The 24,765-nt window shown below is 70.4% G+C and carries 21 protein-coding genes and 1 riboswitch; of the genes, 10 read left to right on the top strand and 11 right to left on the bottom strand.

Annotated elements, in window-relative coordinates; translation table 11 throughout:
• Positions 1-435 precede the first annotated feature (435 nt).
• Entirely contained in the window at positions 436-1,821 is a 1,386-nt protein-coding gene (locus ACFY4A_RS09505) for a serine hydrolase domain-containing protein (RefSeq protein WP_390828841.1), read from the top strand.
• A gap of 79 nt (positions 1,822-1,900) precedes the next feature.
• Here ACFY4A_RS09505 and ACFY4A_RS09500 read toward each other — a convergent pair whose 3' ends face one another.
• From ACFY4A_RS09500 to ACFY4A_RS09470, 7 genes are all read right to left on the bottom strand, one after another.
• On the bottom strand, positions 1,901-2,353 hold the full coding sequence (locus ACFY4A_RS09500; protein ID WP_390828840.1) for a GNAT family N-acetyltransferase: 453 nt from the start codon (positions 2,351-2,353) through the stop codon (positions 1,901-1,903).
• A gap of 38 nt (positions 2,354-2,391) precedes the next feature.
• Positions 2,392-2,856 carry a MarR family winged helix-turn-helix transcriptional regulator gene (locus ACFY4A_RS09495; RefSeq protein ID WP_390828839.1) on the bottom strand — a complete coding sequence of 155 codons (465 nt, stop codon included), beginning with the start codon at positions 2,854-2,856 and terminating at the stop codon, positions 2,392-2,394.
• A gap of 147 nt (positions 2,857-3,003) precedes the next feature.
• A complete protein-coding gene (locus tag ACFY4A_RS09490) occupies positions 3,004-3,870 on the bottom strand; it encodes a GNAT family N-acetyltransferase (protein ID WP_390828838.1) in 867 nt (288 codons plus the stop codon).
• A gap of 90 nt (positions 3,871-3,960) precedes the next feature.
• The gene (locus tag ACFY4A_RS09485) at positions 3,961-4,443 is read right to left on the bottom strand and encodes an NUDIX domain-containing protein (protein WP_390828837.1); all 483 of its coding nucleotides are present in this window, start codon (positions 4,441-4,443) and stop codon (positions 3,961-3,963) included.
• Positions 4,444-4,521: 78 nt separating this feature from the next.
• Positions 4,522-5,427, bottom strand: a complete 906-nt coding sequence (locus ACFY4A_RS09480) for a LysR family transcriptional regulator (protein ID WP_390828836.1) — start codon at positions 5,425-5,427, stop codon at positions 4,522-4,524.
• 270 nt (positions 5,428-5,697) lie between these two features.
• The gene (locus tag ACFY4A_RS09475) at positions 5,698-6,888 is read right to left on the bottom strand and encodes a cystathionine gamma-lyase (RefSeq protein ID WP_390828835.1); all 1,191 of its coding nucleotides are present in this window, start codon (positions 6,886-6,888) and stop codon (positions 5,698-5,700) included.
• A 4-nt stretch (positions 6,889-6,892) separates the two neighbouring features.
• The gene (locus ACFY4A_RS09470; protein ID WP_390828834.1) at positions 6,893-7,270 is read right to left on the bottom strand and encodes a phage holin family protein; all 378 of its coding nucleotides are present in this window, start codon (positions 7,268-7,270) and stop codon (positions 6,893-6,895) included.
• Between the two features lie 48 nt (positions 7,271-7,318).
• On the opposite strand from ACFY4A_RS09470, the gene ACFY4A_RS09465 reads away from it, so the two are divergent.
• The 4 genes from ACFY4A_RS09465 (at position 7,319) to ACFY4A_RS09450 (ending at position 9,661) form a co-directional block, all read left to right on the top strand.
• Positions 7,319-7,636 carry a cupin domain-containing protein gene (locus ACFY4A_RS09465; RefSeq protein WP_023548672.1) on the top strand — a complete coding sequence of 106 codons (318 nt, stop codon included), beginning with the start codon at positions 7,319-7,321 and terminating at the stop codon, positions 7,634-7,636.
• Between the two features lie 179 nt (positions 7,637-7,815).
• Positions 7,816-8,028, top strand: a complete 213-nt coding sequence (locus tag ACFY4A_RS09460) for a DUF5326 family protein (protein WP_390828833.1) — start codon at positions 7,816-7,818, stop codon at positions 8,026-8,028.
• A 198-nt stretch (positions 8,029-8,226) separates the two neighbouring features.
• A complete protein-coding gene (locus ACFY4A_RS09455; protein WP_390828831.1) occupies positions 8,227-9,126 on the top strand; it encodes an IclR family transcriptional regulator in 900 nt (299 codons plus the stop codon).
• A gap of 97 nt (positions 9,127-9,223) precedes the next feature.
• Positions 9,224-9,661 carry an SsgA family sporulation/cell division regulator gene (locus tag ACFY4A_RS09450; RefSeq protein WP_390828830.1) on the top strand — a complete coding sequence of 146 codons (438 nt, stop codon included), beginning with the start codon at positions 9,224-9,226 and terminating at the stop codon, positions 9,659-9,661.
• A gap of 101 nt (positions 9,662-9,762) precedes the next feature.
• Here the strand turns inward: ACFY4A_RS09450 and ACFY4A_RS09445 are convergent, their stop codons facing one another.
• Positions 9,763-11,253: a YibE/F family protein gene (locus ACFY4A_RS09445; RefSeq protein WP_390828829.1), complete on the bottom strand. Its 1,491-nt coding sequence runs from the start codon at positions 11,251-11,253 to the stop codon at positions 9,763-9,765.
• 71 nt (positions 11,254-11,324) lie between these two features.
• Positions 11,325-11,502, top strand: a riboswitch (TPP riboswitch).
• Between ACFY4A_RS09445 and thiC the strand changes: the two genes are divergently transcribed.
• Positions 11,495-13,309: a phosphomethylpyrimidine synthase ThiC gene (thiC, locus tag ACFY4A_RS09440; RefSeq protein ID WP_390828828.1), complete on the top strand. Its 1,815-nt coding sequence runs from the start codon at positions 11,495-11,497 to the stop codon at positions 13,307-13,309. It overlaps the preceding riboswitch by 8 nt.
• 178 nt (positions 13,310-13,487) lie before the next feature.
• Here thiC and ACFY4A_RS09435 read toward each other — a convergent pair whose 3' ends face one another.
• The 3 genes from ACFY4A_RS09435 to ACFY4A_RS09425 all read right to left on the bottom strand — a co-directional run bounded on the left by ACFY4A_RS09435 (position 13,488) and on the right by ACFY4A_RS09425 (position 16,939).
• Positions 13,488-14,348, bottom strand: a complete 861-nt coding sequence (locus ACFY4A_RS09435) for a hypothetical protein (protein WP_390828827.1) — start codon at positions 14,346-14,348, stop codon at positions 13,488-13,490.
• Between the two features lie 182 nt (positions 14,349-14,530).
• Entirely contained in the window at positions 14,531-15,643 is a 1,113-nt protein-coding gene (locus ACFY4A_RS09430) for a metallophosphoesterase (protein WP_390828826.1), read from the bottom strand.
• 183 nt (positions 15,644-15,826) lie between these two features.
• Positions 15,827-16,939 (bottom strand): LacI family DNA-binding transcriptional regulator, encoded by a 1,113-nt coding sequence (locus ACFY4A_RS09425; protein WP_100570486.1) that lies wholly within the window; start codon positions 16,937-16,939, stop codon positions 15,827-15,829.
• Positions 16,940-17,360: 421 nt separating this feature from the next.
• Between ACFY4A_RS09425 and hisC the strand changes: the two genes are divergently transcribed.
• The 4 genes from hisC (at position 17,361) to cydD (ending at position 24,746) form a co-directional block, all read left to right on the top strand.
• Positions 17,361-18,440, top strand: a complete 1,080-nt coding sequence (hisC, locus tag ACFY4A_RS09420; protein ID WP_390828825.1) for a histidinol-phosphate transaminase — start codon at positions 17,361-17,363, stop codon at positions 18,438-18,440.
• 215 nt (positions 18,441-18,655) lie between these two features.
• The gene (locus ACFY4A_RS09415; RefSeq protein WP_390828824.1) at positions 18,656-20,164 is read left to right on the top strand and encodes a cytochrome ubiquinol oxidase subunit I; all 1,509 of its coding nucleotides are present in this window, start codon (positions 18,656-18,658) and stop codon (positions 20,162-20,164) included.
• A 20-nt stretch (positions 20,165-20,184) separates the two neighbouring features.
• The gene (gene cydB, locus ACFY4A_RS09410) at positions 20,185-21,189 is read left to right on the top strand and encodes a cytochrome d ubiquinol oxidase subunit II (RefSeq protein WP_390828823.1); all 1,005 of its coding nucleotides are present in this window, start codon (positions 20,185-20,187) and stop codon (positions 21,187-21,189) included.
• Between the two features lie 59 nt (positions 21,190-21,248).
• Positions 21,249-24,746, top strand: coding sequence for a thiol reductant ABC exporter subunit CydD (gene cydD / locus ACFY4A_RS09405; protein ID WP_390828822.1), 3,498 nt, complete (start codon positions 21,249-21,251; stop codon positions 24,744-24,746).
• Positions 24,747-24,765: the final 19 nt, after the last annotated feature.

The following is a 24,765-nucleotide window of genomic DNA, read 5'->3' as shown; positions in this document are numbered from 1 at the left end:
AGCAGACCCGCTGCGACGCATCGCCGCCCCCATCACCCTGGCGCATCACCGCTACCCGTTCATGGCGGCAAGACCTTAACAGGCATACCGGAGGCCGTGGTTGAGCCCGCAACTCAGTGGAGGCACAGAGCGGGGTGACCGCCTCGACGGAGCTGGAACCACGTCGAGGCAGCCGAGCGGGACCAGATCCTTTGAGACGGGACAGCGGGCCGCGTCACATCCGTCGGCCGGTGGCGCCCGCGGCTTACCGACAGGGAACCAAGACACCGAGTGCCCGACACGACGTGAGACGGCGGACGAACTTGCAGGTCACGGGACCGACGTCCGACACGAGCCGCGAGACCCCACAGCCCGCGTCCCCCCGAGCGCGGTTCTCCCCCCCCGTCCGGAGAAATGTGCTCGACGTGTGCCGGACGCTCCGGGTGGACTGGGGGCATGACGACATCTCAGGATGACCTGCTGCCCGGTACCCGCCGGGCGCTGCTGCACCGGATCGCCGTGGCCCAGACCGAGGGACGGGTGCCGTCGCTTGTCGCCGCGGTCGTGCGGGAGGGGCGGACGGTCTGGCACGGTGCGCGGACGTCGGTGGACGGGCACGCACCGGACCAGAACACGCAGTACCGCATCGGCTCGATCACCAAGACCTTCACCGCCGTGCTCGTTCTGCGGCTGCGCGACGAGGGCGTACTCGATCTCGGGGATCCGCTGGAGAAGCATCTGCCGGGCACCGGCGTGGGGGAGGCGACCGTAGCCGGTCTGCTGGCGCACACGGGTGGACTGGCCGCCGAGTCGCCCGCGCCCTGGTGGGAGAGATCGCCGGGAGCCCTGCGTCCCGAACTGGCCGATGTGCTGGGCGAGGAGCCGCTGCGGCATCCGGTCGGCCGGCGGTTCCACTACTCGAATCCCGGCTACACCCTGCTGGGTGCGCTCGTCGAGGAGTTGCGGGGCGCTCCCTGGGAGGAGGTTCTGCGGCGGGAAGTGCTCGAGCCCCTGGCTCTGCACCGCACGGGTGCCCGCCCCGAAGCGCCGCACGCGGGGGGCTGGGCGGTGCATCCCTGGGCCGATGTGCTGCTGTCCGAGCCCGCCGAGGACCTCGGGCGGATGGCTCCGGCCGGTCAACTGTGGTCCACGACAGGGGATCTGGCCCGCTTCGCCGCATTCCTGGTCCAGGGGGACGACCAGGTGCTGAGCGCTGAGTCGCTTCGGGAGATGAGGACTCCGGCGGCCCCGCCCGAAGCGGCGGATGTGGCGTCCGGGTACGCGTACGGCCTGGGGCTCGAGGTGCGGCGGTGGGGCGAGCGGCTCCTTGTCGGGCACGGCGGGTCGCTCCCGGGCTTTCTGGCCTCGCTCACCATCGGTGTGGAGGATGACGTGGCCGCGGTGGTACTGGCGAACTGCACGTCCGGGCCGGCCCTCGCCACGGTGGGGGCCGACCTCGTGCGGATCGTCGCCGACGCCGAGCCGCGGATCCCGGAGCCCTGGCGGCCGCTGCGGAAGGTCGAGCCGTCGGTGCTGGAGCTGGCAGGGCAGTGGTACTGGGGGACGTACGGGTTCGGCCTGCGGCTGACGGCCGACGGGCTCGCCTCACTGGAGCCGCTGTCCGGCAATGGCCGGCGTTCGCGGTTCCGGGCGAACGGTGACGGGACCTGGACGGGGCTGGAGGGCTACTACGCCGGAGAGGTGCTGCGGGTGGTGCGACGGCCGGACGGGTCCGTGGACCATCTGGACCTCGGGTCGTTCGTGTTCACGCGTCAGCCGTACGACGTAGAGGCTTCCGTGCCCGGCGGCGTGGACCCGGAAGGATGGCGAGGTATCGGATAGGGCTCGGAGGCCTCCACGACCCGAGGGGCGGGCGTTTCACGTGAAACGCCCGCCCCTCGGGTGCTCGTGTTCGAGGTGCTCACAGTTGGAGCTTGAAGCCCAGGTGCGAGGCTTCGAAGCCCAGCCGCTCGTAGAAGCGGTGGGCGTCGGAGCGTGTCCTGTCCGATGTCAGCTGGACCAACTGGCAGCCCTCACGCCGTGACGTGTCGACGGCCCACTCGATGAGCCGCGTGCCCAGTCCGCTGCCGCGCTCGTCCGCGTGGATGCGGACGCCTTCGATGATCGACCGGGTGGAGCCGCGCCGGGACAGGCCCGGAATGATCGTGAGCTGGAGCGTGCCGACGACGCGACTCTCACGGACGGCGACCACCAGGTGCTGGTGGGGATCGGCGCAGAGCCGCTCCAGCGCCGCCAGGTAGGGCGCGAGGTCGTCCGGGGACTCGCGCCGCGCCCCCAGCGGGTCGTCCGCGAGCATGGCCACGATGGCGGGGACGTCGGCGGCGACAGCGGCTCGTATGGCGAGATCTTCCATGTCCCGCACCCTATGCGGTGATCCGGCTCGCGCCGGGACTATGCCGGGGCGGTCGCGTGCAAGGACTCGACGACCCGGACCAGCGGTGCCAGATCCGGGTTCTTAGCGGCCTCGTCGAGTGCCTCGCGGAGGGCGCCGTCGTTGGTCGGCCGGGCCTGGGCCAGGAGCTTGAGGCCGGCTTCGGTGACGTTGGTGTAGATGCCGCGGCGGTCGGTGGGGCACAGATAGCGCTCGAGCAGACCGCGGTCCTCGAGCCGGGTCACCAGTCGGGTGGTGGCGCTCTGGCTGAGGACGACCGCGTCCGCGACCTGCTTCATCTGCAGATGGCCGCCCTCGCCGTCGTGCTGCCGGCTGAGCACGTCGAGAAGCGAGTATTCGCGCACGCTCAGATCGTGCCCGGCCTGCAGGGCGCGCTCGACGTGCGCCTCGATCCTGCCGTGCAGTAGGGCGAGCGTGGACCAGCCCTGGGCTAGGGCGGTGAGCGCGGGGTCCGTCGCTGTCATGGGCGTTTCCTCCGTCCCGGAGCGGCTGAGTCCAGGATAGGGCAGCGCAACAATAGACAGCCTTTAAATATAGAGCGCGTGTGCAAGTGTTTTTCGGCTTGGCGAAAGCCGGGAGCCGCGTGGAGGCACGAGCCCGGGGCGGTCTCCTCAGCCCGCCGCCACGGTGAGCGGTGCGAACCGGCGGGTCCAGTCCCCGGGCGGCTCCGCGATGCCGTACATCATGACGTCGTTGCGGAATACCGGCGCCAGCCCGCGTTCCGTCACCCAGGCCAGCAGCTCCTCGTGGCGTACGTCGATGTCGGTGCGCAGTGGGCGGTCGGTTCCGGCGGCGAGGGAGGTGATCAGGGCCTTGGCCGTCTCCGTGTCCCGGGAGATCAGGGGACCCACGACTTGGGTGTCCATGTTGGGCCAGGCCACCGCGTACCCGATGATCCGGCCGTGGTCCTCGGCGACGCACAACTGGTCGGCGAAAGCGGGCAGTCGTGTGATGACCGGGGTTCGATCGACGCCGAACACCGCCTCGTCGAGCCTGAGGATGTCCGCAAGGTCCGCCGCGGTGGCCGCGCGCGTGGCGATGCGAGGTCTGGTCTCATCCGGCGTGAAGTGCCCGACCACCATCTCCGCCCTGCCGGTGACCTTGAAGCCCAGCTCCTCGTAGAGCGGGCGGCCGAACGGTGTCGCATGGAGGGTCAGGGGTGTGCTGCCCATCGTCGAAACGACGTGGCGCATCAGCCGCCGTCCGATGCCCTGGCGGGCATGTCGTTCGGCGACGAGGACCATGCCGATGGCGCCGAGATGCGGGCGGCCCTGCGGTCCGTACTCGCTCACGACACACGCGGCGACGAGCCCTCCGTCCGGGTCGTCGATGCCGTAGCCCGTCCCGGCCGTCAGGAGGAAGCCCCACTTGTGCTCCTCCCGCGGCCATCCCCGGTTCTCGGACAAGTCGGCGCAGGCGGTGAGATCGCGAAGCGTCAGGCGGCGGATGGGGGAATGAGTGGGAGAAGGAGTCGACACGCAGGTCAGGCTGTCCGAAGGACCCCCTCGGCGTCCACCCGTTTCGGACCGGACGTACATGCTTTTGGCCACGCCGTGCTGACCGGTTCCTCAGCCCAGGTCGGGAGCGTGCATGGCCCGCACGCCCTCGATGTTTCCGTCCAGGTAGTGGCGCAGGGACAGCGGGACCAGGTGGACGGAGGCGATGCCGACGCGTGTGAACGGCACGCGTACGATCTCGTACTCGCCGGCGGGCTGGTCAACTTCGGGGCCATGCCGCTGGGAGGGGTTCATGGACTCCAGCCGGCAGACGAAGAAGTGCTGCACCTTCACACCGGTCGCGCCGCCGTCCTCGCCGATGTGCTCCACGGTGTCCACGAAGCAGGGCACCACGTCGATGATCTTGGCGCCGAGTTCCTCGTGCACCTCGCGATGCAGAGCGTCGACGACGGTCGCGTCCCCGGGCTCGACCCCGCCACCGGGAGTGACCCAGTAGGGATCGACACCGGGCTTGGTGCGCTTGATCAGGATCAGGTCGTCACCATCGAGGAGAACGGCGCGGGCGGTGCGCTTGACCACGGGTCGGACGGTCATGGGGGAAATGTGGCCCGGCTGGTTCCACGTGAAACATCGCATGCCGCCCCGGTCTCACGCCGCACCCTTCTCCTCCGCTCAGCACCAGGCGGCGGCCGCCCGCAGCAGCCACTCATGGGCCCGCGCGATGTGCGGCACCGCCAGCGTTCCGGTGCGGACGGCGAGGAAGTAGGTGCGCAGCGGTGGCACCGCCGGCTCGTGCAGGGGCACGACCTCCCCGCGCCCCAGGGCGGCCGCGCACAGATACCGGGGAAGCACCGCGAGCCCCGCGCCCGCCACCACGCAGGCGAGGACCGCGCGCAGATCGGGGACGATCACCGTGCCGGATGCCGCGGGCCGGGCGTCGAAGACCGAGCCCCAGTAGCGGGAGGCGAAGGGAAGCGACTCGTGGACCTCGATCACGGGAACGGTCTCCAGGGCGGGCACGACCGTGCGGTGTGGTGTCGCCGGGTCGATCCGCTCGGCCCAGCGTGGAGCGGCGACCAGAACGTGCTCCTCGTCGCACAGTGGAGCCGCCGTGAGCAGTCGGCCACGGGGCCTGGCCGTGCTGATGGCCAGATCGTGATGCCCGGCGGACAGGCCGTCCAGAGTCTCCTCGGCGGTCCCGAAGGAGGTGCGCAGCGCGAAGCCCTGTCCGTCGTCGCCGGTCAGCCCGGTCAGCGCGGGAAGCGCCCGTTCCGCGATGAACTCCGGCGGCCCGGCCAGATGCAGCGTGCGCAGGGAGAACTCGTCGTCGAGGCCGGACTCGGTGATCTCCACGAGCGCGTCCAGGTGCGGCGCGGCCTTGTGCGCGAGTTCGTCGCCGATCGTCGTGGGCGTGACACCACGGGCCTGGCGCAGGAACAGGGGACGGCCCAGCTGCCGCTCCAGCGTGCGGATCTGGGAGGTGACGGCCGGCTGGGAGAGACCGAGGAGCGCCGCGGCGCGGGTGAAGGAGCCCGCGCGGTGCACGGTCACGAACGTGCGCAGCAACGCCAGATCCATGGCACGCCCACCCCTCTTGGTGCCCTTTCGCACGACCCCCGACCCCGCCCAACTATAAATATGTCGATAGGTCTCTGTCGCTACCGTGATTGGACTCTGACAGAGAGTCAACTAGCCTTGTTCGCGCGGTTCTTCGCGCGCGGAACCGAGGGCGGTCCGAGCCACGAGGGGGGAGGCTCGGACCGCCCGCTGTGCACGGACGGAAACGAACGGAAACCGCCGGAGACCCGCAAGGGATCCGCCGAGGACCGGTCGGCGTCCGGGAAGCGGTCAACGGGCCGGCTCGGCCGACTCGTCCAGCGCCCGCAGTACGTCCGTCACCAGGTCCTCCGGGTCCTCCGCACCGACGGACATCCGGATGAAGCCCTCCGGCACCGCGTCGCCGCCCCAGCGTCCGCGCCGCTCGGCCGTGGAGCGCACTCCGCCGAAGCTCGTCGCGGGGTCCACGAGCCGCAGCGCGTCGAGGAAACGCTCGGCACGCGCACGCATGGGCAGAGTGAAGGACACCACGCACCCAAAGCGCCGCATCTGCCGTGAGGCGATCTTGTGCGAGGGGTCGTCGGTCAGCCCGGGATAGCGCAGCCCGGTCACCTCGGGGCGCCCGCGCAGCGCCTCGGCGAGAGCGAGGGCGGAGGCGTTCTGCCGGTCGACGCGCAGTTGCAGGGTGGCGATCGAACGGTGGGCGAGCCAGGCCTCCATCGGCCCCGGGATCGCACCGACGATCTTGCGCCAGCGGCGTACGGCCGCCATGGCCTCGCCGCCGCGGCCGACGACGTATCCCAGCAGGATGTCGCCGTGTCCGGTGAGCTGCTTGGTGCCGCTGGCCACGGAAAGGTCCGCGCCGAGTGCCAACGGCCGCTGTCCGAGCGGGGTCGCCAGGGTGTTGTCGACGGCGACGAGGGCGCCACGCGCGTGTGCTGCCTCGACCAGCCGCCGGATGTCGCACACGTCCAGCCCCGGGTTCGACGGGGACTCGATCCACAGCAGCCGTGCCCCGTCCAGCGCGTCGAGCTGGGCGTCACCGCCGGTCGGCGCGGTGCGTACCTCGATCCCGTACTCCTGAAGCTGCTCGCGCACCAGGGGCAGTGCCTGGTAGCCGTCGCTGGGCAGCACCACCGCGTCGCCGGCACGCAGCTGGGAAAAGAGCACCGACGAGATGGCGGCCATGCCGGAGGCGAACACCAGCGTCTCGACGTCGCCCTGCCCGGGAGCCTCGAGCTCGCCGATGGCGCGCTCCAGCAGTGTCCAGGTCGGGTTCTCGTCGCGGCCGTAGGTGTATGGGCCCGTCGGATCGCCCGGCAGATGGAAGTGGGCGGCGAACACCGGCCCCGGAAGTGTCGGTTCGTGCTTGACCGGCTCGGGCAGCCCGGCCCGCACCGCACGCGTGCCGTCACCGGCGCCGGTGGGGAAGCGGGGCCGCTCCCGCCTGCCCTGCGGGTCGTCCGCAGCGGAGTTGTTCATGGGTTCAGTCCTCTTCCGGCAGGACCAGGTTCAGCGCCCAGGAGACGACCGAGACGATCAGGCCGCCCAGGACGGCCGTCCAGAAGCCCTCGACGTGGAAGCTCAGGTGGAGCTTGCCGCACGCCCACGACGTCAGCAGCAGCATCAGAGCGTTGACCACCAGGGTGATCAGGCCCAGCGTCAGTATGAACAACGGGAAGGTCAGAACCTTCACGATCGGCTTGACCAGGAAGTTCACCAGCCCGAAGATCAGAGCGACGACGATCAGCGTGCCGGCCTTCTTGGCGGTGCTGTCGCCGGTCAGGGTGATCTTGTCGAGCAGCCACACGGCGACCGCCAGGGCGCCCGCGTTGGCGATCGTCTTGACTACGAAATTCTTCATGTGTCTGATCGTGGCAGACCAGATCGACTACGAGTACGGGCGAGGGCGATGAAGGCATTCCGGCTGGACGAACTGGAGGCGGAACGAGCCGCCAACGAGGGTGCCTACCTTCAGTTCCTGCGTGAGCGGAACATGTCGGTCGGTCTGTACGCGCTCAACGCGGGCGAGCACGACCCGCAGAAGCCGCACAACCAGGACGAGGTGTACTTCGTCGTGAGCGGCCGCGCCTCGATCACGGTCGGCCTGGAGACGACCGAGGTGGCCCGCGGCAGCGTGGTGTACGTACCGGCCGGAGTCGCCCACAAGTTCCACCACATCAGCGAGGATCTGCGGGTCCTGGTGGTGTTCTCTCCCCCGGAGGCCTGAGGCGGCGTCTCGGGGTTCCCTAGGGGACCGGTCAGGGCAGGACAAGGGGTGCGAGGGCTCCGCGGGGCGCCCTCCCGGCTCTAGCATCGAGTGCAGAACATCGACAGGGCCCGCACCGGGGAGTGCGGGACGCCGACAGGGCCCGGCACTGCGCCGGCGACGAGATGAGGACGAGGGCAATGCGAGAGATCTTCGCGAGTCTGCCGTGGTGGGTGAAGTGGATCGCGGTGCCCGTCATCGCTCTGGTCGTCTTCGGCAGCGTGATAGCGAGCGTGATCGGCTTCGTGGTCTGGCTGCTGTTCAAGGTGCTGATCTTCGTCGCCCTGGTCGGCGGGCTGATCTACATCGTGCGGAAGTTCATGGCGGGCTCGTCCTCGCGTGGCGACTGGTGAGTGCCACGGGGCACCGGTGACCGGTAACGGGAATCGCCGGTTCCCTCGCGGGAGGGAAGTTTCCCGGACAAGCCGTCCGTGTGCGGTGACAGGCGGATAAGGTCCGGAGATCGACGCGGGGGTCGGCCCCCGCGGGCGGCGTACACCCCCCTTCGTGTTCCCCGCACGGCTGCCCCCTCGCGCTACGGGAGTGACCCTTTGGCCACGGTTGACACCGCACCCGCAGAACGGCACGCGCCGCCCGTACCCCGGGGGCCGTCCCGCTCGACGGCTCTCCCGGCGCAGCCACGTTCGTCGCCCCCCGTGGAACGGCCGAGGGCCACGGTCCCGGAGCAGCCGCAACCCCAGCAGCCCCCGACCCTCATCGGGTCCGTGCAGCGCGCGATGCGCCTGCTGGAGACCGTCGCGCGGCACGAGCACGGAGCGCCCGCCAAGCAGCTCGCCCGTGAGACGGGCCTGGCCCTGCCCACCGCCTACCACCTGCTGCGCACCCTCGTCCACGAGGGCTATCTGTGCCGCGACCGGGGCCTGTTCTTCCTGGGCGAGGCCGCCGAGCGGCTGAGCAGCAGCGGAGCGGCGCAGAAACGTCGCACCACGATCGTCGAGGCGCTCGCCCAGTGGCGGGATTCCATCGGTGCCCCGCTGTACTACGCGATGTACCGCGAGGGCGAGATCGAGCTCATGTGCGTCTCCGCCACCGCGGCCACCCCGGCGGTCGAGGAATGGGCCGGCTTCCGCGAGACCGGGCACGCGCACGCGATCGGCCAGTGCCTGCTGTCCCAGCTGGACGACAGGGCCCGCCGCGACCATCTCGACCGATACCCCGTGCGATCCCTCACCCCGTACACGGTCCGTGACGACCGCACGCTGCTGCGGCGTCTGGAACGGACCCGGCCGATGGAGCCGGTGACCGAGCGGCAGGAGTACGCGCTGGGGGCGGTCTGCGCGGCGATCCCCATCACGGTGGGCACCACGGCGGCCGCGATGGCCCTCTCCCTGCCGGCCCACCAGGCGGACCGGCTGCTGCCCGCCGCGCGCCAGCTGCAACGCGAGGTGGGACGGCGTCTGGGCTCCCTGGCGCTCTCTATCAGTATCTGAAAACTCACTCCTTGTGATCTGTTGTGCACGTTCAGCAAGATGCACCATTGTCACGGGATGGATTCCCGGCCAGTCGACGGCAAACACCGGGGTAGCGATGCGCGAGTCCGTACAGGCAGAGGTCATGATGAGCTTTCTCGTGTCCGAGGAACTCTCCTTCCGCATCCCGGTGGAGCTGCGGTACGAGACCTGTGATCCCTATGCCGTGCGGCTGACCTTCCATCTCCCCGGAGACGCCCCGGTGACCTGGGCGTTCGGGCGGGAGCTGCTGATCGACGGGGTGGGGACTCCGTGCGGGGACGGTGACGTGCGCATCTCACCGGCCGGCCGCGATGCGCTGAGCGAGGTCCTGATCCGGCTTCAGGTCGGCGGCGACCGGGCGCTGTTCCGCTCCTCGACGGCGCCGCTGGTGGCGTTCCTGGACCGTACGGACAAGCTGGTGCCACTGGGCCAGGAGGGTGCGCTGGCCGACTTCGACGCCCACCTCGGCGAAGCCCTGGACCGCATCCTGGCGGAGGAACAGAACGCGGGCTGAGGCCTCGCGGCCTGGGGGGGGGCGGTGATGTAACGCTTCGCCATGGCCTCGGAGGGATGCAGGAAAGCTTCGCCGGCCGTCCGGGGCTCCCGGGCCCGGCGTCAGCGCCTGCGGCGCCTGCCCCTTCCGCCGCGCGCCGGAGCGGGCAGGGTGGCCGGTGCCGCGGCCTGGGCCCGCCCCGGGCGGTCGGCCGAGACCACGAGTGCCGCCAGCGCCGTGGTGACCGGCACCGAGGCGACCAGGCCGATCGAGCCCACCAGCGTGCGCACGATCTCCTCCGCGACGAGCTCACTGGTGGCGACGGTCGCCACGCTGCTCTGCGCGATGGAGAACAGCAGCAGCAGCGGGAGGGCGGCACCCGCGTACGCGAGGACCAGGGTGTTGACGACGGAGGCGATGTGGTCGCGTCCGATGCGGATGCCCGCGCGGTACAGCCCGCGCCAGCCCATCGCAGGGTTGGCCTCGTGAAGCTCCCAGACCGCCGAGGTCTGTGTCACCGTCACGTCGTCCAGGACGCCGAGCGAGCCGATGATGACACCGGCGAGCAGCAGGCCGCTCATGTCTATCGACGGATACAGGCCGTGGATCAGACCGGTGCTGTCGTCGGTGTTGCCGGTCAGCGCGGCCCAACCGATGAACAGCGAGCCCAGGAAGCCGATCAGCATCAGCGAGATCAGCGTGCCGAGCACCGCGACCGAGGTACGGGCGGACAGGCCGTGACACATGTACAGCGCGATCAGCATGATGGCGCTGGCCCCCACCACCGCCACCACCAGTGGGTTCGAGCCCTGCAGGATCGCGGGCAGAACGAAGAGGTTCAGCACCAGGAAGCTGATGGCCAGCGCGACCAGCGCCATGACGCCCCGCATCCGCCCGACGACCACGACGGCGAGTGCGAAGACACCGGCCAGCAGCGCCATCGGGAAGCGCCGGTCGACGTCGGTGACCGAATACTGCAAGTCCTTTGGTGCCGAAGGCTCGTAGGCGACCACGACCTTCTCGCCCTGGTGCAGCTGCCGGGACTGGTCGGGCTGCACGACCTCGGTGAAGGTACGGCCCCTGTCCTGGCCGGTGTCCACCCGGATCGTGGCCTTCTTGCAGGTCCCGGACTGCCGCTGCTGTGCGGAGGAACCCTTGGCGGTGGAGGTGTCGCCGGTCGGTGTGGCCCCCGAGGCGTTCATCGACCCGCAGCCGGCCTCGAGCACCTTGACGACGGTGGCCTGCTGCATCTGCCGGTCGAAGCCCACGCCGGTGCGCTCGTGCGACGGGGCGCCGCCCGGCCACAGCACGGCGAGTCCGGTCGCCACCACGGCGGCGAACGGGATCAGGATCGCGGCGATCACCTTACGGAGGTGCTTCGACACCGGTGCGGCCGGCCCGTGGCTGTGACTGTGCCCGTGTCCGCCACCGCTCCCCGGGCCGTGTCCGCCACCGCTCCCCGGGCCGTGTCCGCCACCGCTCCCCGGGCCGTGTCCGCCACCGCTCCCCGGGCCGTGTCCGTGGCCGGTGCCGGTGGCTTCCCGGCCGTGCCGGAAGTCCCGTCCGTGTCGTGGCTCGGGCGGCGGATGGGGGAGCTGCTCTGTCGTGGTCACCGCCCGATCATCGCAAGAACGGCACAGGCCCACTGTTCACCGCACCACAAATGACGCTAGCGTGGAGGCACCTTTGCACACGCGGGAGCTCGGAGCACCGGGCTGAGAGGGCGCTGACCTCCGTCTTCGCGATGTTTCACGTGGAACGTGCGATGTTTCACAGGAAACGTCGGCAGACGGACACCGCTGCGTCGACCGCCGAACCTGTTACCGGGTAATGCCGGCGTAGGGAGTAGGTCTCATGACCAACAAGGACGTACGCACGCCTGCCTCCAAGCAGATCTCCAGCGGCGGGGAGCGGACCGCTTCCGACGCTTCCGACGGGGAGGCCGGGAAGTCCATCGGCTGGCACAAGGGCTACGTGGAGGGCTCACGTCCCGATCTGCGGGTGCCGGTCCGTCAGGTGCACCTCACCAACGGGCAGTCCGTCACGCTGTACGACACCTCCGGCCCGTACACCGATCCACTCGTCGGCACCGACGTCCGCAGGGGCCTGCCGCCGTTGCGGGAGAACTGGATCGTGGCCCGCGGCGACACCGAGGAGTACGCGGGCCGTCCCGTCCGCCCCGAGGACGACGGGATCAAGCACACCTCGCCACGCGGCGGTCTGCGCAACCTCGACGCGGTGTTCCCGGGGCGGCCGCGCCAGCCGCGCCGCGGCCGCGACGGCCGAGCGGTGACCCAACTCGCCTACGCGCGCCGCGGGGAGATCACCCCGGAGATGGAGTTCGTGGCCATCCGGGAGAACGTCGCTCCCGAGACCGTCCGCGAGGAGATCGCGGCAGGCCGCGCGGTGCTGCCGGCCAACGTCAACCACCCGGAGATCGAGCCGATGATCATCGGCAAGCGGTTCCTGGTGAAGGTCAACGCCAACATCGGCAACTCCGCGGTGACCTCCTCCATCGAGGAGGAGGTGGAGAAGATGACCTGGGCGACCCACTGGGGCGCCGACACCGTCATGGACCTTTCCACCGGCCGCAACATCCACACCACCCGGGAGTGGGTGCTGCGCAACTCCCCCGTTCCCATCGGCACGGTCCCGCTCTACCAGGCGCTGGAGAAGGTGGACGGCAAGGCCGAGGAACTGACCTGGGAGATCTACAAGGACACCGTCATAGAGCAGGCCGAACAGGGCGTGGACTACATGACCGTCCACGCCGGTGTACGCCTCGCTCACGTGCCGCTGACCGCGAACCGCAAGACCGGTATCGTCTCGCGCGGCGGCTCGATCATGGCCGCCTGGTGCCTGGCACACCACAAGGAGTCGTTCCTCTACGAGAACTTCGAGGAGCTCTGCGAGATCCTCGCCGCCTACGACGTCACGTACTCGCTGGGCGACGGGCTCCGGCCCGGCTCGATCGCGGATGCCAACGACGAGGCCCAGTTCGCGGAACTGCGCACGCTCGGGGAACTCGGCCGGACCGCCAGGCGTTTGGACGTACAGACCATGATCGAGGGCCCGGGCCATGTCCCGATGCACAAGATCAAGGAGAACATCGACCTTCAGCAGGAGATCTGCGACGAGGCTCCGTTCTATACGCTCGGCCCGCTGACGACGGACGTCGCCCCGGCGTACGACCACATCACCTCCGGCATCGGCGCCGCGATGATCGCCTGGTGGGGCACGGCCATGCTCTGCTACGTCACGCCCAAGGAACACCTGGGGCTGCCCAACCGCGACGACGTCAAGACCGGCGTCATCACCTACAAGATCGCCGCCCATGCGGCCGACCTCGCCAAGGGGCACCCGGGCGCGCAGGAGTGGGACGACGCCCTGTCCGACGCCCGCTTCGAGTTCCGGTGGGAGGACCAGTTCAACCTCTCCCTCGACCCGGACACGGCACGGGAGTTCCACGACGAGACCCTCCCGGCGGAACCCGCCAAGACGGCCCACTTCTGCTCGATGTGCGGTCCGAAGTTCTGCTCGATGAAGATCTCGCAGGACATCCGTCGTGAACACGGTGTCAGCCGGGCCGAGATCGCGGAGGGGATGGCGCAGAAGTCGAAGGAGTTCGCGGAGGCGGGCAACCGGGTGTACCTGCCGATCGCGGACTGAGGCTCGCCGGTTGCGGAAGGGACGCTCGCGGTTCGGGCGTCCCTGACGCCCCGGCCCGGCAGGTGCGGGACGGGGTGGTGGGGCGTGTGCCGGGCCCTGGGAGGTAAGGGCGCGGCCCTCGGCGAGGCGCGGCCTCGGGGCGAGGCTCGGCCTCCGGGTCGAGGGCGTGATGCGCTCGTTACTCCGGTCGGTGTTCCGGGCCTCCGAAGTCCGGGCTGGTGAAGTCGGGGCTGGAGAAGCGTGGGCGGCGGCTCGGGGCTCCGTCGTCCGGGCTGCTGAAACCTGGCCGGTCGTAGCCGAGTTGCGGCATGCGGCCGGTCGGTGCCGCCGGGCCCGTATGCCCCGGTGCGGGGGAGCGGGGGTCGGCGAGCGCATCGCGCAGGAACGGCAGGATGCCTCGTTCGAGCAGGGCCTCCTGCCAGGCTTCCCTCGCCTGGGCGACCTCTTCGCCCAGTTCGGCGTAGGCGCCGCTGTCGAGCGAGGGACGGTTGCGCAGCGCGGTGAGCAGCAGCCCGGCGGCGGCGGCGAGGATCGCGGCCGCGGTCAGGGCGCCGAACACCCAGCCCGCGGTGATCATGGACTGGGCGAACGCCTGGGTCGGGTCCAGCATCCTCAGGATGTAGCCGACGAGCAGGAAGAGGGCCGCGGCGGTTCCGGCGAGGACGGGGGCGAGCACCGCGACGACGGCACCCGCGCCCGCGCCGCTGGTCTCGGTGACCTCGCCCATGGTGGCGGCGAGCCGGGTGGGCGCGGCCCGCTCGGCGGGGTCGGCTTCGGCGAGGGAGGACGGGACGGCCGGCGCCGGCCTGCGCAGTTCCTCGCGGACCTTGACGTAGTGGTGGTACTCGGTCGCCGCGGCCGCCGTTATGACAGCGGTGGCGCTCAGCGCCATGGTGCGCAGCTGTTCCGGGTTGAGCCGTTGTCCGGCAGTGGTCAGTTCCGGGTGGTGTGGGGCGGAGCGCAGCGCCTCATCGAGGATCCGCTCGTATTCCTGGCGGTCCTCGCTCAGCAGGTGCTGCGGAACGCTGTTCATGTGCATCCCCCGATGCTCCGTAGGGCTTGGGGCTCGCATGGCGGCGAGCCGTCGGGCAGAAACGGAGGGGAGCCTGCTACGGATAAACCGATGGTAGAGCCGTGACGGCGCGCGGTGACAGGGGGTTTCCACAAATTGGGTGCCGACCTGGGCGGTCGTCTCCGCAGGCGGGCTGCCCCGGTGAACGGTCAGATGTCGAGGGGCAGTTGCTGGACCAGCAGTTTTCCGGCCATGGTCACGCCGCCGTCCATCGCGATGGCGAGTCCGTCGGCGTAGACGTGCGGTCCCTCCACGACCGGCCCCGCGGACTCCTCGCCGTCCTCGGAGCCGACTTCGCCCAGCAGATAGGGAATGGGGCTGTGGCCGTGAACGATGCGGGTGCCGCCGTACGTATCGAGCAGGGAGCGTACGGCGTCGGCACCGCCCTCGTCGCGGAAGGAGAAGCGCTTGGTGAACTTGCGGAACAGTTCCCAGACTTCGTTCACGTCGTTGCGGGTGAGCGTCTCGCGGACGGTGTCGTTGACCTCTTCGATCGAGGCACCGTAGTCGAGATAGGCGGTGGTGTCGGAGTGCACGAGCAGATAGCCGTCGACCGCCTCAACGGCGTCGAGACGGGCCATCCACTGCAGGTGGTGGTCCTGGAGGCGGTCCATGTCGGACTTCTGGCCGCCGTTGAGCAGCCAGGCCGCCTGGAAGGTCGCGGTGCCCGCGCCGGAGTTGACGGGCGTGTCACCGAACCGCTTGGCGCCGAGTAGCAGCAGCTCGTGGTTGCCCATGAGGGCCTTGCAGTAGCCGCCGGCCGCGGCCGCCTCCGCGGACAGCCGCATCACGAGGTCGATGACGCCGATGCCGTCCGGGCCGCGGTCGGTGAAGTCGCCGAGGAACCACAGCCGCGAGGTGCCCGCGCACCACTGGCCGGCGGAGTCGATGAGCCCCTTTTCCTGGAGGGCGGCGACCAGCTGATCGAGGTAGCCGTGCACGTCACCGACGACGTAGAGGGGGCCCGGGCCGGTGGCGGACTGCCGGGTCGGCGCGGAAACCGGGTCGACCGCCACTTGAAGCGTGTCACCGCGCTTGATGACCGGCAGGTCGCGCTCGGTGGGCGTGTACGCGGCCGGGTAGCCCTCCTCGGGTGCCGCGGGGGCCTCCTCGGCCGGCCGGACCGTCTCGGCGGGGTGCGTGCCGTGGGCGTACGGACCGGTCTCGTTCACGTACGCGGGAACCCGGAAGTCGCGCAACGTAGCCGTCCGCTCCGTCTCGGGTCCCTGACCGGCCCCCTGAGTCATCGACCCCTCCACCATCGCGCCGCCTGTGCACCGCTTCGGACTGCCTGGTCGCAGCGGCCCGCGGTGTCGTGGGCCCATCATAGGAACGCGGATCGCGCCATGTGATGACCCAGGGGTGGTGAATCGGGACTGGATGCCGGTTCACCGTGGCTTTCGCCCCGATTGGACAGTCTTCGGCGATCCCGCGGTCCCCGTGTCCTAACGGTCCTCCGACGCGCGGGGCGGGCTGACCGTCCTGCGCTGGGTGCGCCGCTGGGACGAGGTGCGCACGATCAGCTCGGTCGGTATGACCTGTTCGACCGGTTGGTCCGACTCGACGCCTTCGATGGCGTCGATGAGGAGCTGGACGACCGCCGTGCCGATCCGGCGCGGCTTCAGGGAGAGCGTGGTGATGGGCGGCTCGGTACTGGCGTACACCGTGGACTCGCTGCAGCACACCAGCAGCAGGTCGTCGGGGACGCGCAGGCCGTAGCGGCGGGCGGCGGCGAGCAGGTCGGTGCCGTTGGGGTCGAACAGTCCGTAGACGGCGTCGGGCCGGTCGGGGCGGGCCAGCAGCCGGTCGGCGGCGACGGCGCCCGCGCACGGGTCGTGGGCGGGGTAGGCCTCGTACACCGGGTCCTGGCCGACGCGCTTGCACCACTGGAGGTAGGCGGTCGTCGACAGGTGGGTGTAGGTGTCCGTCGTGGTGCCGGTGAGCAGCCCGATACGGCGGGCGCCGGCCTCGGCGAGGTGGTCGAGGATGCCGAGGACGGCGGCTTCGTGGTCGTTGTCGACCCAGGCGGTGACCGGGAGCGCGCCGGCCGGGCGGCCGTCGCTGACCACCGGTAAGCCCTGCCGTACCAGTTCGCTGACGACCGGGTCCTGGTCGGAGGGGTCGATGACGACCGTGCCGTCCAGGGCGACGTTCGACCACACGTCGTGCCGCGAGGTCGCGGGCAGGATGACGAGGGCGTAGCCGCGGGCGAGCGCGGCCGAGGTGGCGGCGCGGGCCATCTCCGCGAAGTACGCGAACTCGGTGAAGGTGAAAGGTTCATCCCCGTACGTCGTCACGGTCAGGCCGATGAGGCCCGACTTGCCGGTACGGAGAGTGCGGGCCGCGGCCGAGGGGCGGTATCCCAGCCGGTCGGCGACCTCGCGGACATGGCGCCGGGTGGCGTCGGGGAGCCGCCCCTTGCCGTTGAGGGCGTCGGAGACGGTCGTGATGGAGACTCCGGCGGCGGCGGCCACGTCTCTGATGCCCGCCCGGCCCGGCCGGCTGCCTCGGCGTGAGGTTTCCGCGCGGCTCACCTGGTGCTTCCCTGCTGCTGTCATGGCGAGCCGATAGTAGGGCTCTTGCGGTGGGGTAGTGCGGACGCATATGCACGCGTTGACAGGCACGATTCTGCATGGTCATTGTGGCCCAAGCGCCTTTGAAACCATGGTAGTTACCCGGTGCAATGTTAGGACGTGACGTGGTGGCACGCGTGGGCCTGCCGAGTCCTCGATGTCTCGAAGAGGTCTCAACTCACCTTCACGAGGGATGCGCGCCACGGCGCAAGCCACCGGCGCATAGATATATGTGTGACGCGCCCCCCAATTCGTACGCGTTCGTACGAAGGCGCCGTTGATGTCGGTGTGGCGGACGAGGCCGGCCCTCGCGCAGGGTGATGGCTTCCGACCCATACGCAGCGGCGCCCAATCCTCATAAGGTGTGCAGTATTGGATGCCGGTGGTGGTCACGAGGAGGACTGCGGTGAGCGAGACAAGCCCGAAGCTGCGTGCCGAGCTGGAGGGTATCCCCACCTACAAGCCGGGGAAGCCCGCCGCGGCCGGCGGTCCGGTGGCCTACAAGCTGTCCTCGAACGAGAACCCCTACCCGCCGCTGCCGGGGGTGATGGAGACGGTGACGGCGGCCGCCTCCGCCTTCAACCGCTACCCGGACATGGCGTGCACGGCCCTGACCAACGAGCTGGCCGAGCGCTTCGCCGTGCCGGCCTCGCACGTGGCCACGGGCACGGGTTCCGTCGGTGTCGCCCAGCAGCTGATCCAGGCCACCAGCGGCCCCGGCGACGAGGTCATGTACGCCTGGCGGTCCTTCGAGGCGTACCCGATCATCACGCAGATCAGCGGGGCGGCCTCCGTGCAGGTCCCGCTGACCCCGGGTGACGTGCACGACCTGGACGCGATGGCGGACGCGATCACCGAACGCACGCGTCTGATCTTCGTCTGCAACCCGAACAACCCGACCGGCACGGTGGTGCGGCGGGCCGAGCTGGAACGGTTCCTCGACCGCGTGCCCTCCGACGTGCTGGTGGTCCTGGACGAGGCCTACCGCGAGTTCATCCGCGACGCCGAGGTGCCGGACGGGGTGGCGCTCTACCGTGACCGGCCGAACGTCTGCGTGCTGCGCACGTTCTCCAAGGCCTACGGCCTCGCCGGGCTGCGCGTCGGCTTCGCCATCGCCCACGAGCCGGTGGCGGCGGCGCTGCGCAAGACGGCCGTGCCGTTCGGCGTGAGCCAGCTGGCACAGGAGGCGGCGATCGCCTCGCTGCGCGCCGAGGACGAGCTGCTGGGCCGGGTCGGCTCGCTGGTGTGCGAGCGCACCCGCGTGGTCGACGCGCTGCGCGGACAGGGCTGGACGGTGCCCGAGACGCACGCCAACTTCGTGTGGCTGCGGCTGGGTGAGCGGACGGTCCCCTTCGCCGAGGCCTGTGAGCGGGCCGGCGTGGTGATCCGGCCGTTCCCGGGTGAGGGCGTGCGGGTCACCGTCGGGGAGACCGAGGCGAACGACATCTTCCTGAAGACGGCGGAGGCGTTCCGCAAGGAGGCCTGAGCCGGGCCGGCCCTCGGTCGGCGAGAACGTCGCAGGGCTCGCGAGGTGGGGTCCCCCAGGTTTTGGGGACCCCCCTTCGTTGTTCGCAAACAGGTGCGCCATAATTGCTTGTGAATGTGAACGCGTTCACAAGCGCGCCCGATTGTTGCCTGTTGTGCAGGACGCATCGGGATGAACCGCCGCCGTGATCGCGATGACGTAAGGAGAGTGACGACGTGAACCTGGCTTTGGCGCCGGAGACACTGGCGCGCTGGCAGTTCGGCATCACGACCGTCTACCACTTCCTGTTCGTTCCCCTGACGATCTCGCTGGCCGCCCTGACGGCCGGGCTGCAGACCGCCTGGGTGCGCACGGAGAAGGAGAAGTACCTCAGGGCCACCAAGTTCTGGGGCAAGCTCTTCCTGATCAACATCGCCATGGGCGTGGTCACCGGCATCGTGCAGGAGTTCCAGTTCGGCATGAACTGGTCGGATTACTCGCGCTTCGTCGGTGACATCTTCGGCGCCCCGCTCGCCTTCGAGGCGCTGATCGCGTTCTTCTTCGAGTCCACGTTCATCGGACTGTGGATCTTCGGCTGGGACAAGCTGCCCAAGAGGATCCACCTGGCCTGCATGTGGATGGTGTCGCTCGGCACGATCCTGTCGGCGTACTTCATCCTCGCGGCCAACTCGTGGATGCAGCACCCCGTCGGCTACCGGATCAACGAGGCCAAGGGGCGCGCCGAACTCACCGACTTCTGGGCGGTGCTGACCCAGAACACGGCGCTCAGCCAGGCCTTCCACACGCTCTCGGCGGCCTTCCTGACCGGTGGCGCCTTCATGGTCGGCATAGCCGCCTACCACCTCGCCCGCAAGAAGCACGTGCACGAGATGAAGGCCTCGCTGCGGCTCGGCCTGGTCACGGTCGTCATCGCCGGCCTGCTCACCGCGGTCAGCGGTGACGTCCTCGGCAAGGTCATGTTCAAGCAGCAGCCGATGAAGATGGCCGCCGCCGAGGCGCTGTGGGACGGACAGGAGCCGGCGCCGTTCTCGGTCTTCGCCTACGGCGATGTGGACAAGGGCCACAACACGGTGGCCATCGAGATCCCCGGCCTGCTGTCCTTCCTGGCCAACGACGACTTCACCTCCTACGTCCCAGGCATCAACGACGTCAACAAGGCCGAGCAGGAACAGTTCGGGCCCGGCGACTACCGGCCCAACATCCCCGTCGCCTACTGGGGATTCCGCTGGATGATCGGCTTCGGCATGGCGTCCTTCGCCATCGGCCTCGCGGGACTGTGGCTGACCCGCAAGAAGTTCCTGCTGCCGCAGCATCTGCGGGTCGGCGACGACGAGGTGCCCCATCTGGTGCTGCTGCCGAACAAGGCGCTCGGCCCGAGGCTGACCACGTGGTACTGGCGCATCGCGATCTGGACGTTGGCCTTCCCGCTGATCGCCAACTCCTGGGGCTGGATCTTCACCGAGATGGGCCGCCAGCCGTGGGCCGTCTACGGCGTCCTGCAGACCCGGCACGCGGTGTCCCCCGGTGTCTCCCAGGGCGAGGTTCTCACCTCGATGACCGTCTTCACGCTGCTCTACGCCCTTCTCGCCGTGATCGAGGTCAAGCTGCTGGCGAAGTACGTCAAGGCCGGCCCGCCCGAGCTCACGGAGGCCGATCTCAACCCGCCCATGAAGATCGGCGGCGACGAGCGTGACGCCGACAAGCCGATGGCCTTCTCGTACTAGGCCGAGGGAGCTGCACAGCCATGGAACTGCACGACGTCTGGTTCGTCCTCATCGCCGTCCTGTGGACCGGCTACTTCTTCCTGGAGGGCTTCGACTTCGGGGTCGGCATCCTCACCAAGCTGCTCGCCCGGAACCGGCCCGAGAAGCGGGTGCTGATCAACACCATCGGCCCGGTCTGGGACGGCAACGAGGTCTGGCTGCTCACGGCGGGCGGCGCCACCTTCGCCGCCTTCCCGGAGTGGTACGCCACGCTCTTCTCCGGCTTCTATCTGCCGCTGCTCGTCATCCTGGTCTGCCTGATCGTGCGCGGAGTCGCCTTCGAGTACCGGGCCAAGCGGCCGGAGGAGAACTGGCAGCGCAACTGGGAGAACGCGATCTTCTGGAGCTCGCTGATCCCCGCCTTCCTGTGGGGTGTGGCCTTCGGCAACATCGTGCGCGGTGTGAAGATCGACCGGAACCTCGAGTACGTCGGCGGGGTCGGAGACCTGCTCAACCCGTACGCGCTCCTCGGCGGGCTGGTCACCCTGACACTGTTCACCTTCCACGGCACGGTGTTCACGGCGCTGAAGACCGTCGGTGACATCCGTGAGCGGGCGCGGAAGCTGGCCCTGCGCGTGGGGCTGGTGACGGCCGTGGCGGCGCTGGCCTTCCTGCTGTGGACCCAGGCCCACACGGGCAACGCCAGGAGCCTGGTGGCGCTCCTCGTGGCGGTGGTCACCCTGGTGTCCGCGCTCGCGGCGAACCAGGCGGGGCGCGAGGGCTGGGCGTTCGGGCTGTCGGGCGTCACCATCGTGGCCGCCGTGGCGATGCTGTTCCTGTCGCTCTTCCCGAACGTCATGCCGTCCACGCTCAACGCCGAGTGGAGCCTGACGGTCACCAACGCCTCGTCCAGCCCGTACACCCTGAAGATCATGACTTGGTGCGCCGGGATCGCCACACCGATCATCCTGCTCTACCAGGGGTGGACCTACTGGGTGTTCCGCAAGCGGATCGGTACGCAGCACATCGCCGAACCCGCGCACTGAGTCCGGTGAGGGTGTGTTTCACGTGAAACACACCCTCAGGGCCGAAGGGCATGTTCTCCATGAAACCGATCGATCCGCGACTTCTGCGTCACGCCCGCGCCACCCGGCTCTTCCTGGTGGCCGTCGTCGGGCTGGGCGCCATCGGGGCATGCCTGGTCATCGCTCAGGCGATGCTCATCGCCGAGGTGGCGGTGGGCGCTTTCCAGCACCGGATGCCGGTCGCTGACCTCCGTACTCCCCTGCTGCTGTTGGCCGTCGTCGCCTGTGGCCGTGCGCTGGTCTCCTGGTTGACCGAACTCGCCGCGCACCGGGCGAGCGCGGCGGTGAAGTCCGAGCTGCGCGGGCGGCTGCTGGACCGCGCGGCGGCGCTGGGACCCGGCTGGCTGAGCGGGCAGCGCACCGGCTCGCTCGTGGCCCTGGCGACGCGGGGTGTCGACGCCCTGGACGACTACTTCTCGCGCTATCTGCCGCAGTTGGGGCTGGCCGTGGCCGTCCCGGTGGCGGTGCTCGCCCGGATCGTCACCGAGGACTGGGTCTCGGCGGCCATCATCGTCGCCACCCTGCCTCTCATCCCCGTCTTCATGATGCTGATCGGCTGGGCCACCCAGTCCCGCAGGGACCGCCAGTGGCGGCTGCTGTCCCAGCTGTCGGGGCACTTCCTGGACGTCGTCGCGGGACTGCCGACCCTGAAGGTGTTCGGCCGGGCCAAGGCGCAGGCGCAGTCGATCCAGCGCATCACCGGGGAGTACCGGCGGGCGACCATGCGTACGCTGCGGATCGCCTTCCTGTCCTCCTTCGCGCTGGAACTGCTCGCCACGCTGTCGGTGGCGCTGGTCGCCGTGACGATCGGCATGCGGCTCGTGAGCGGCGACATGGACCTCTACATCGGGCTGGTCATCCTCGTGCTCGCGCCCGAGGCGTACCTTCCGCTGCGTCAGGTGGGTGCGCAGTACCACGCGGCGGCGGAGGGACTGGCGGCGGCCGAGGAGATCTTCGCCGTGCTGGAGACCCCAGTGCCGGAGTCCGGCACGGGGGCCGTGCCCACCGGGGCCCTGACCTTCGAGGACGTGAGCGTTCGCCATCCCGGGCGGTCCGCGGACGCGGTGACGGGTGTGTCCTTCTCCGTGCGGCCGGGGGAGACGGTCGCGCTCATCGGGCCGAGCGGTGCGGGCAAGTCGACGCTGCTGAACGTCCTGCTGGGGTTCGTGCGGCCCAGTGCGGGCAGGGTGCGCGTCGCGGAAGCCGATCTCGCCGATGTCGACCTGCAGCAGTGGCGCTCGCGCATCGCCTGGGTGCCGCAGCGGCCGCACCTGTACGCGGGAACGATCGCCGAGAACGTACGGCTGGCGCGGCCCGACGCGGACGACGCCGCCGTACGCGGGGCGCTGGCCGACGCCGGTGCGCTGGAGTTCGTGGACGGGCTGCCGGAGGGACTGGACACCCGACTCGGAGAGGACGGGGCCGGGCTCTCCGCCGGGCAGCGGCAGCGGCTCGCGCTCGCCCGGGCCTTCCTCGCCGACCGGCCCGTCCTGCTGCTCGACGAGCCGACTGCCGCCCTGGACGGAGCGACCGAGGCGGAGGTCGTGGACGCGGTGCGACGGCTGTCCGTGGGCCGGACAGTGCTCCTTGTGGTGCACCGGCCCGCACTGCTGGAAGTGGCGGACCGGGTCGTGCGTCTCGACGGGACCGAGTCCCCCGGGCCGGCGCCGGCCGTGGCCAGCACCGCCGAGACCCGCTCCGCGCACACAGCGGAGCCCGGACCGGCCTCGGCCCCGGCCGAACCCGGGACCGAGGTCACCACCGTCGCGCGGGGCGTCCTCGCCCGGGTGCGCGCGATGTCCGGTCCCCGGCGCGGCCGGCTCGCCCTCGCCCTGCTGCTGGGCAGCCTGGCGCTCGGCAGCGCGGTCGGGCTGATGGCGACCTCCGGGTGGCTCATCTCGCGGGCGTCCCAACAGCCGCCCGTGCTCTACCTGATGGTGGCCGTCACGGCGACCAGGGCCTTCGGCATCGGGCGGGCGGTCTTCCGGTACGCGGAGCGGCTGGTCTCGCACGACGCGGTGCTGCGGATGCTCGCCGACACACGGGTGGCCGTCTACCGGAGGCTGGAGCGGCTGGCGCCCGCCGGGCTGCGCCGGATGCGCCGCGGCGATCTGCTGACGCGGCTCGTCGCCGACGTGGACGCACTCCAGGACTACTGGCTGCGCTGGCTGCTGCCCGCCGGTGCGGCACTGACCGTGTCCGCCGCCTCCGTCGCCTTCACGGCCTGGCTGCTGCCGGAGGCCGGGGCGGTGCTCGCGGCCGGACTGCTCGCCGCCGGGGCCAGCGTCCCGCTGGTCACCGGGGCCGTGGCCCGGCATGCCGAGCACCGGCTCGCCCCCGCGCGCGGCGCCCTGGCCACCCGCGTGACCGAACTGCTCACCGGAACCGCCGAACTGACCGTCGCGGGCGCCCTGCCCGCCCGCACCGCCGAGACCCGGCGGGCCGACCGGCTGCTCACCCGGATCGCCTCGCGCGCCGCCACCGCCACCGCGCTCGGCGACGGGCTCACCGCGCTGATCTCCGGACTGACCGTCGCGGCGGCCGCCCTGGTCGGTGCCCAGGCGGTCGCCGACGGGCGGCTCGGCGGCGTGACCATGGCCGTCGTCATCCTCACCCCGCTGGCCGCCTTCGAAGCGGTCCTCGGCATGCCGCTCGCCGTGCGCTACCGGCAACGGGTACGCCGCAGCGCGGAGCGGGTGTACGAGGTCCTGGACGCCCCCGAGCCCGTCCGCGAACCGGAGCGGCCCCGGCCTGTACCGGCCTCACCGTTCCCGCTGGTCGTCAGGAAGATGACGGCGCGTCACGCGGGGCAGGACCGGACGGCGCTCACCGGACTCGACCTGACGCTCCGGGAGGGCCGCAGGGTCGCCGTGGTCGGTCCGTCCGGCTCCGGCAAGACGACGCTCGCCCAGGTACTGCTGCGCTTCCTCGACCAGGAGACGGGCACGTACACCCTCGGCGGCGTCGACGCCAGCGCCCTGGCCGGCGACGACGTACGGCGGCTGGTCGGGCTGTGCGCCCAGGACGCGCACCTCTTCGACAGCTCGGTCCGCGAGAACCTGCTGCTCGCGAAGAAGGACGCGACCGAGGCCGACCTGCGGGACGCCCTCGCGCGGGCCCGGCTGCTCGGCTGGGTCGACGCCTTGCCCGACGGGCTCGACACGCTCGTCGGCGAGCACGGTGCCCGGCTGTCGGGCGGCCAGCGTCAGCGGCTGGCCCTGGCCCGCGCGCTGCTCGCCGACTTCCCGGTGCTGGTGCTCGACGAACCCGCCGAACACCTCGACCTGGCGACCGCCGACGCGCTCACCGCCGATCTGCTGGCCGCCACCGAGGGCCGTACGACGCTGCTCATCACCCACCGCCTGGCCGGCCTGGCGGCCGTGGACGAGGTGATCGTCCTCGACGATGGGCGCGTCGTCCAGCGGGGACCGTACGCGGAACTGGCCGCGCTGCCGGGACCGCTGCGGCGGATGGTCGAACGGGAGACGCAGACGGAGCTGGTGGTGGGTGCGAGATAGCGGCCCGTTCGCGGGCCGC

Origin of the sequence: Streptomyces sp. NPDC001292 (assembly GCF_042896465.1) — a bacterium.
In the GTDB taxonomy this organism is placed as follows: domain Bacteria; phylum Actinomycetota; class Actinomycetes; order Streptomycetales; family Streptomycetaceae; genus Streptomyces.
Note: the sequence above shows the minus strand (reverse complement) of the source record. Positions and strands in the feature narration are given on the sequence as shown.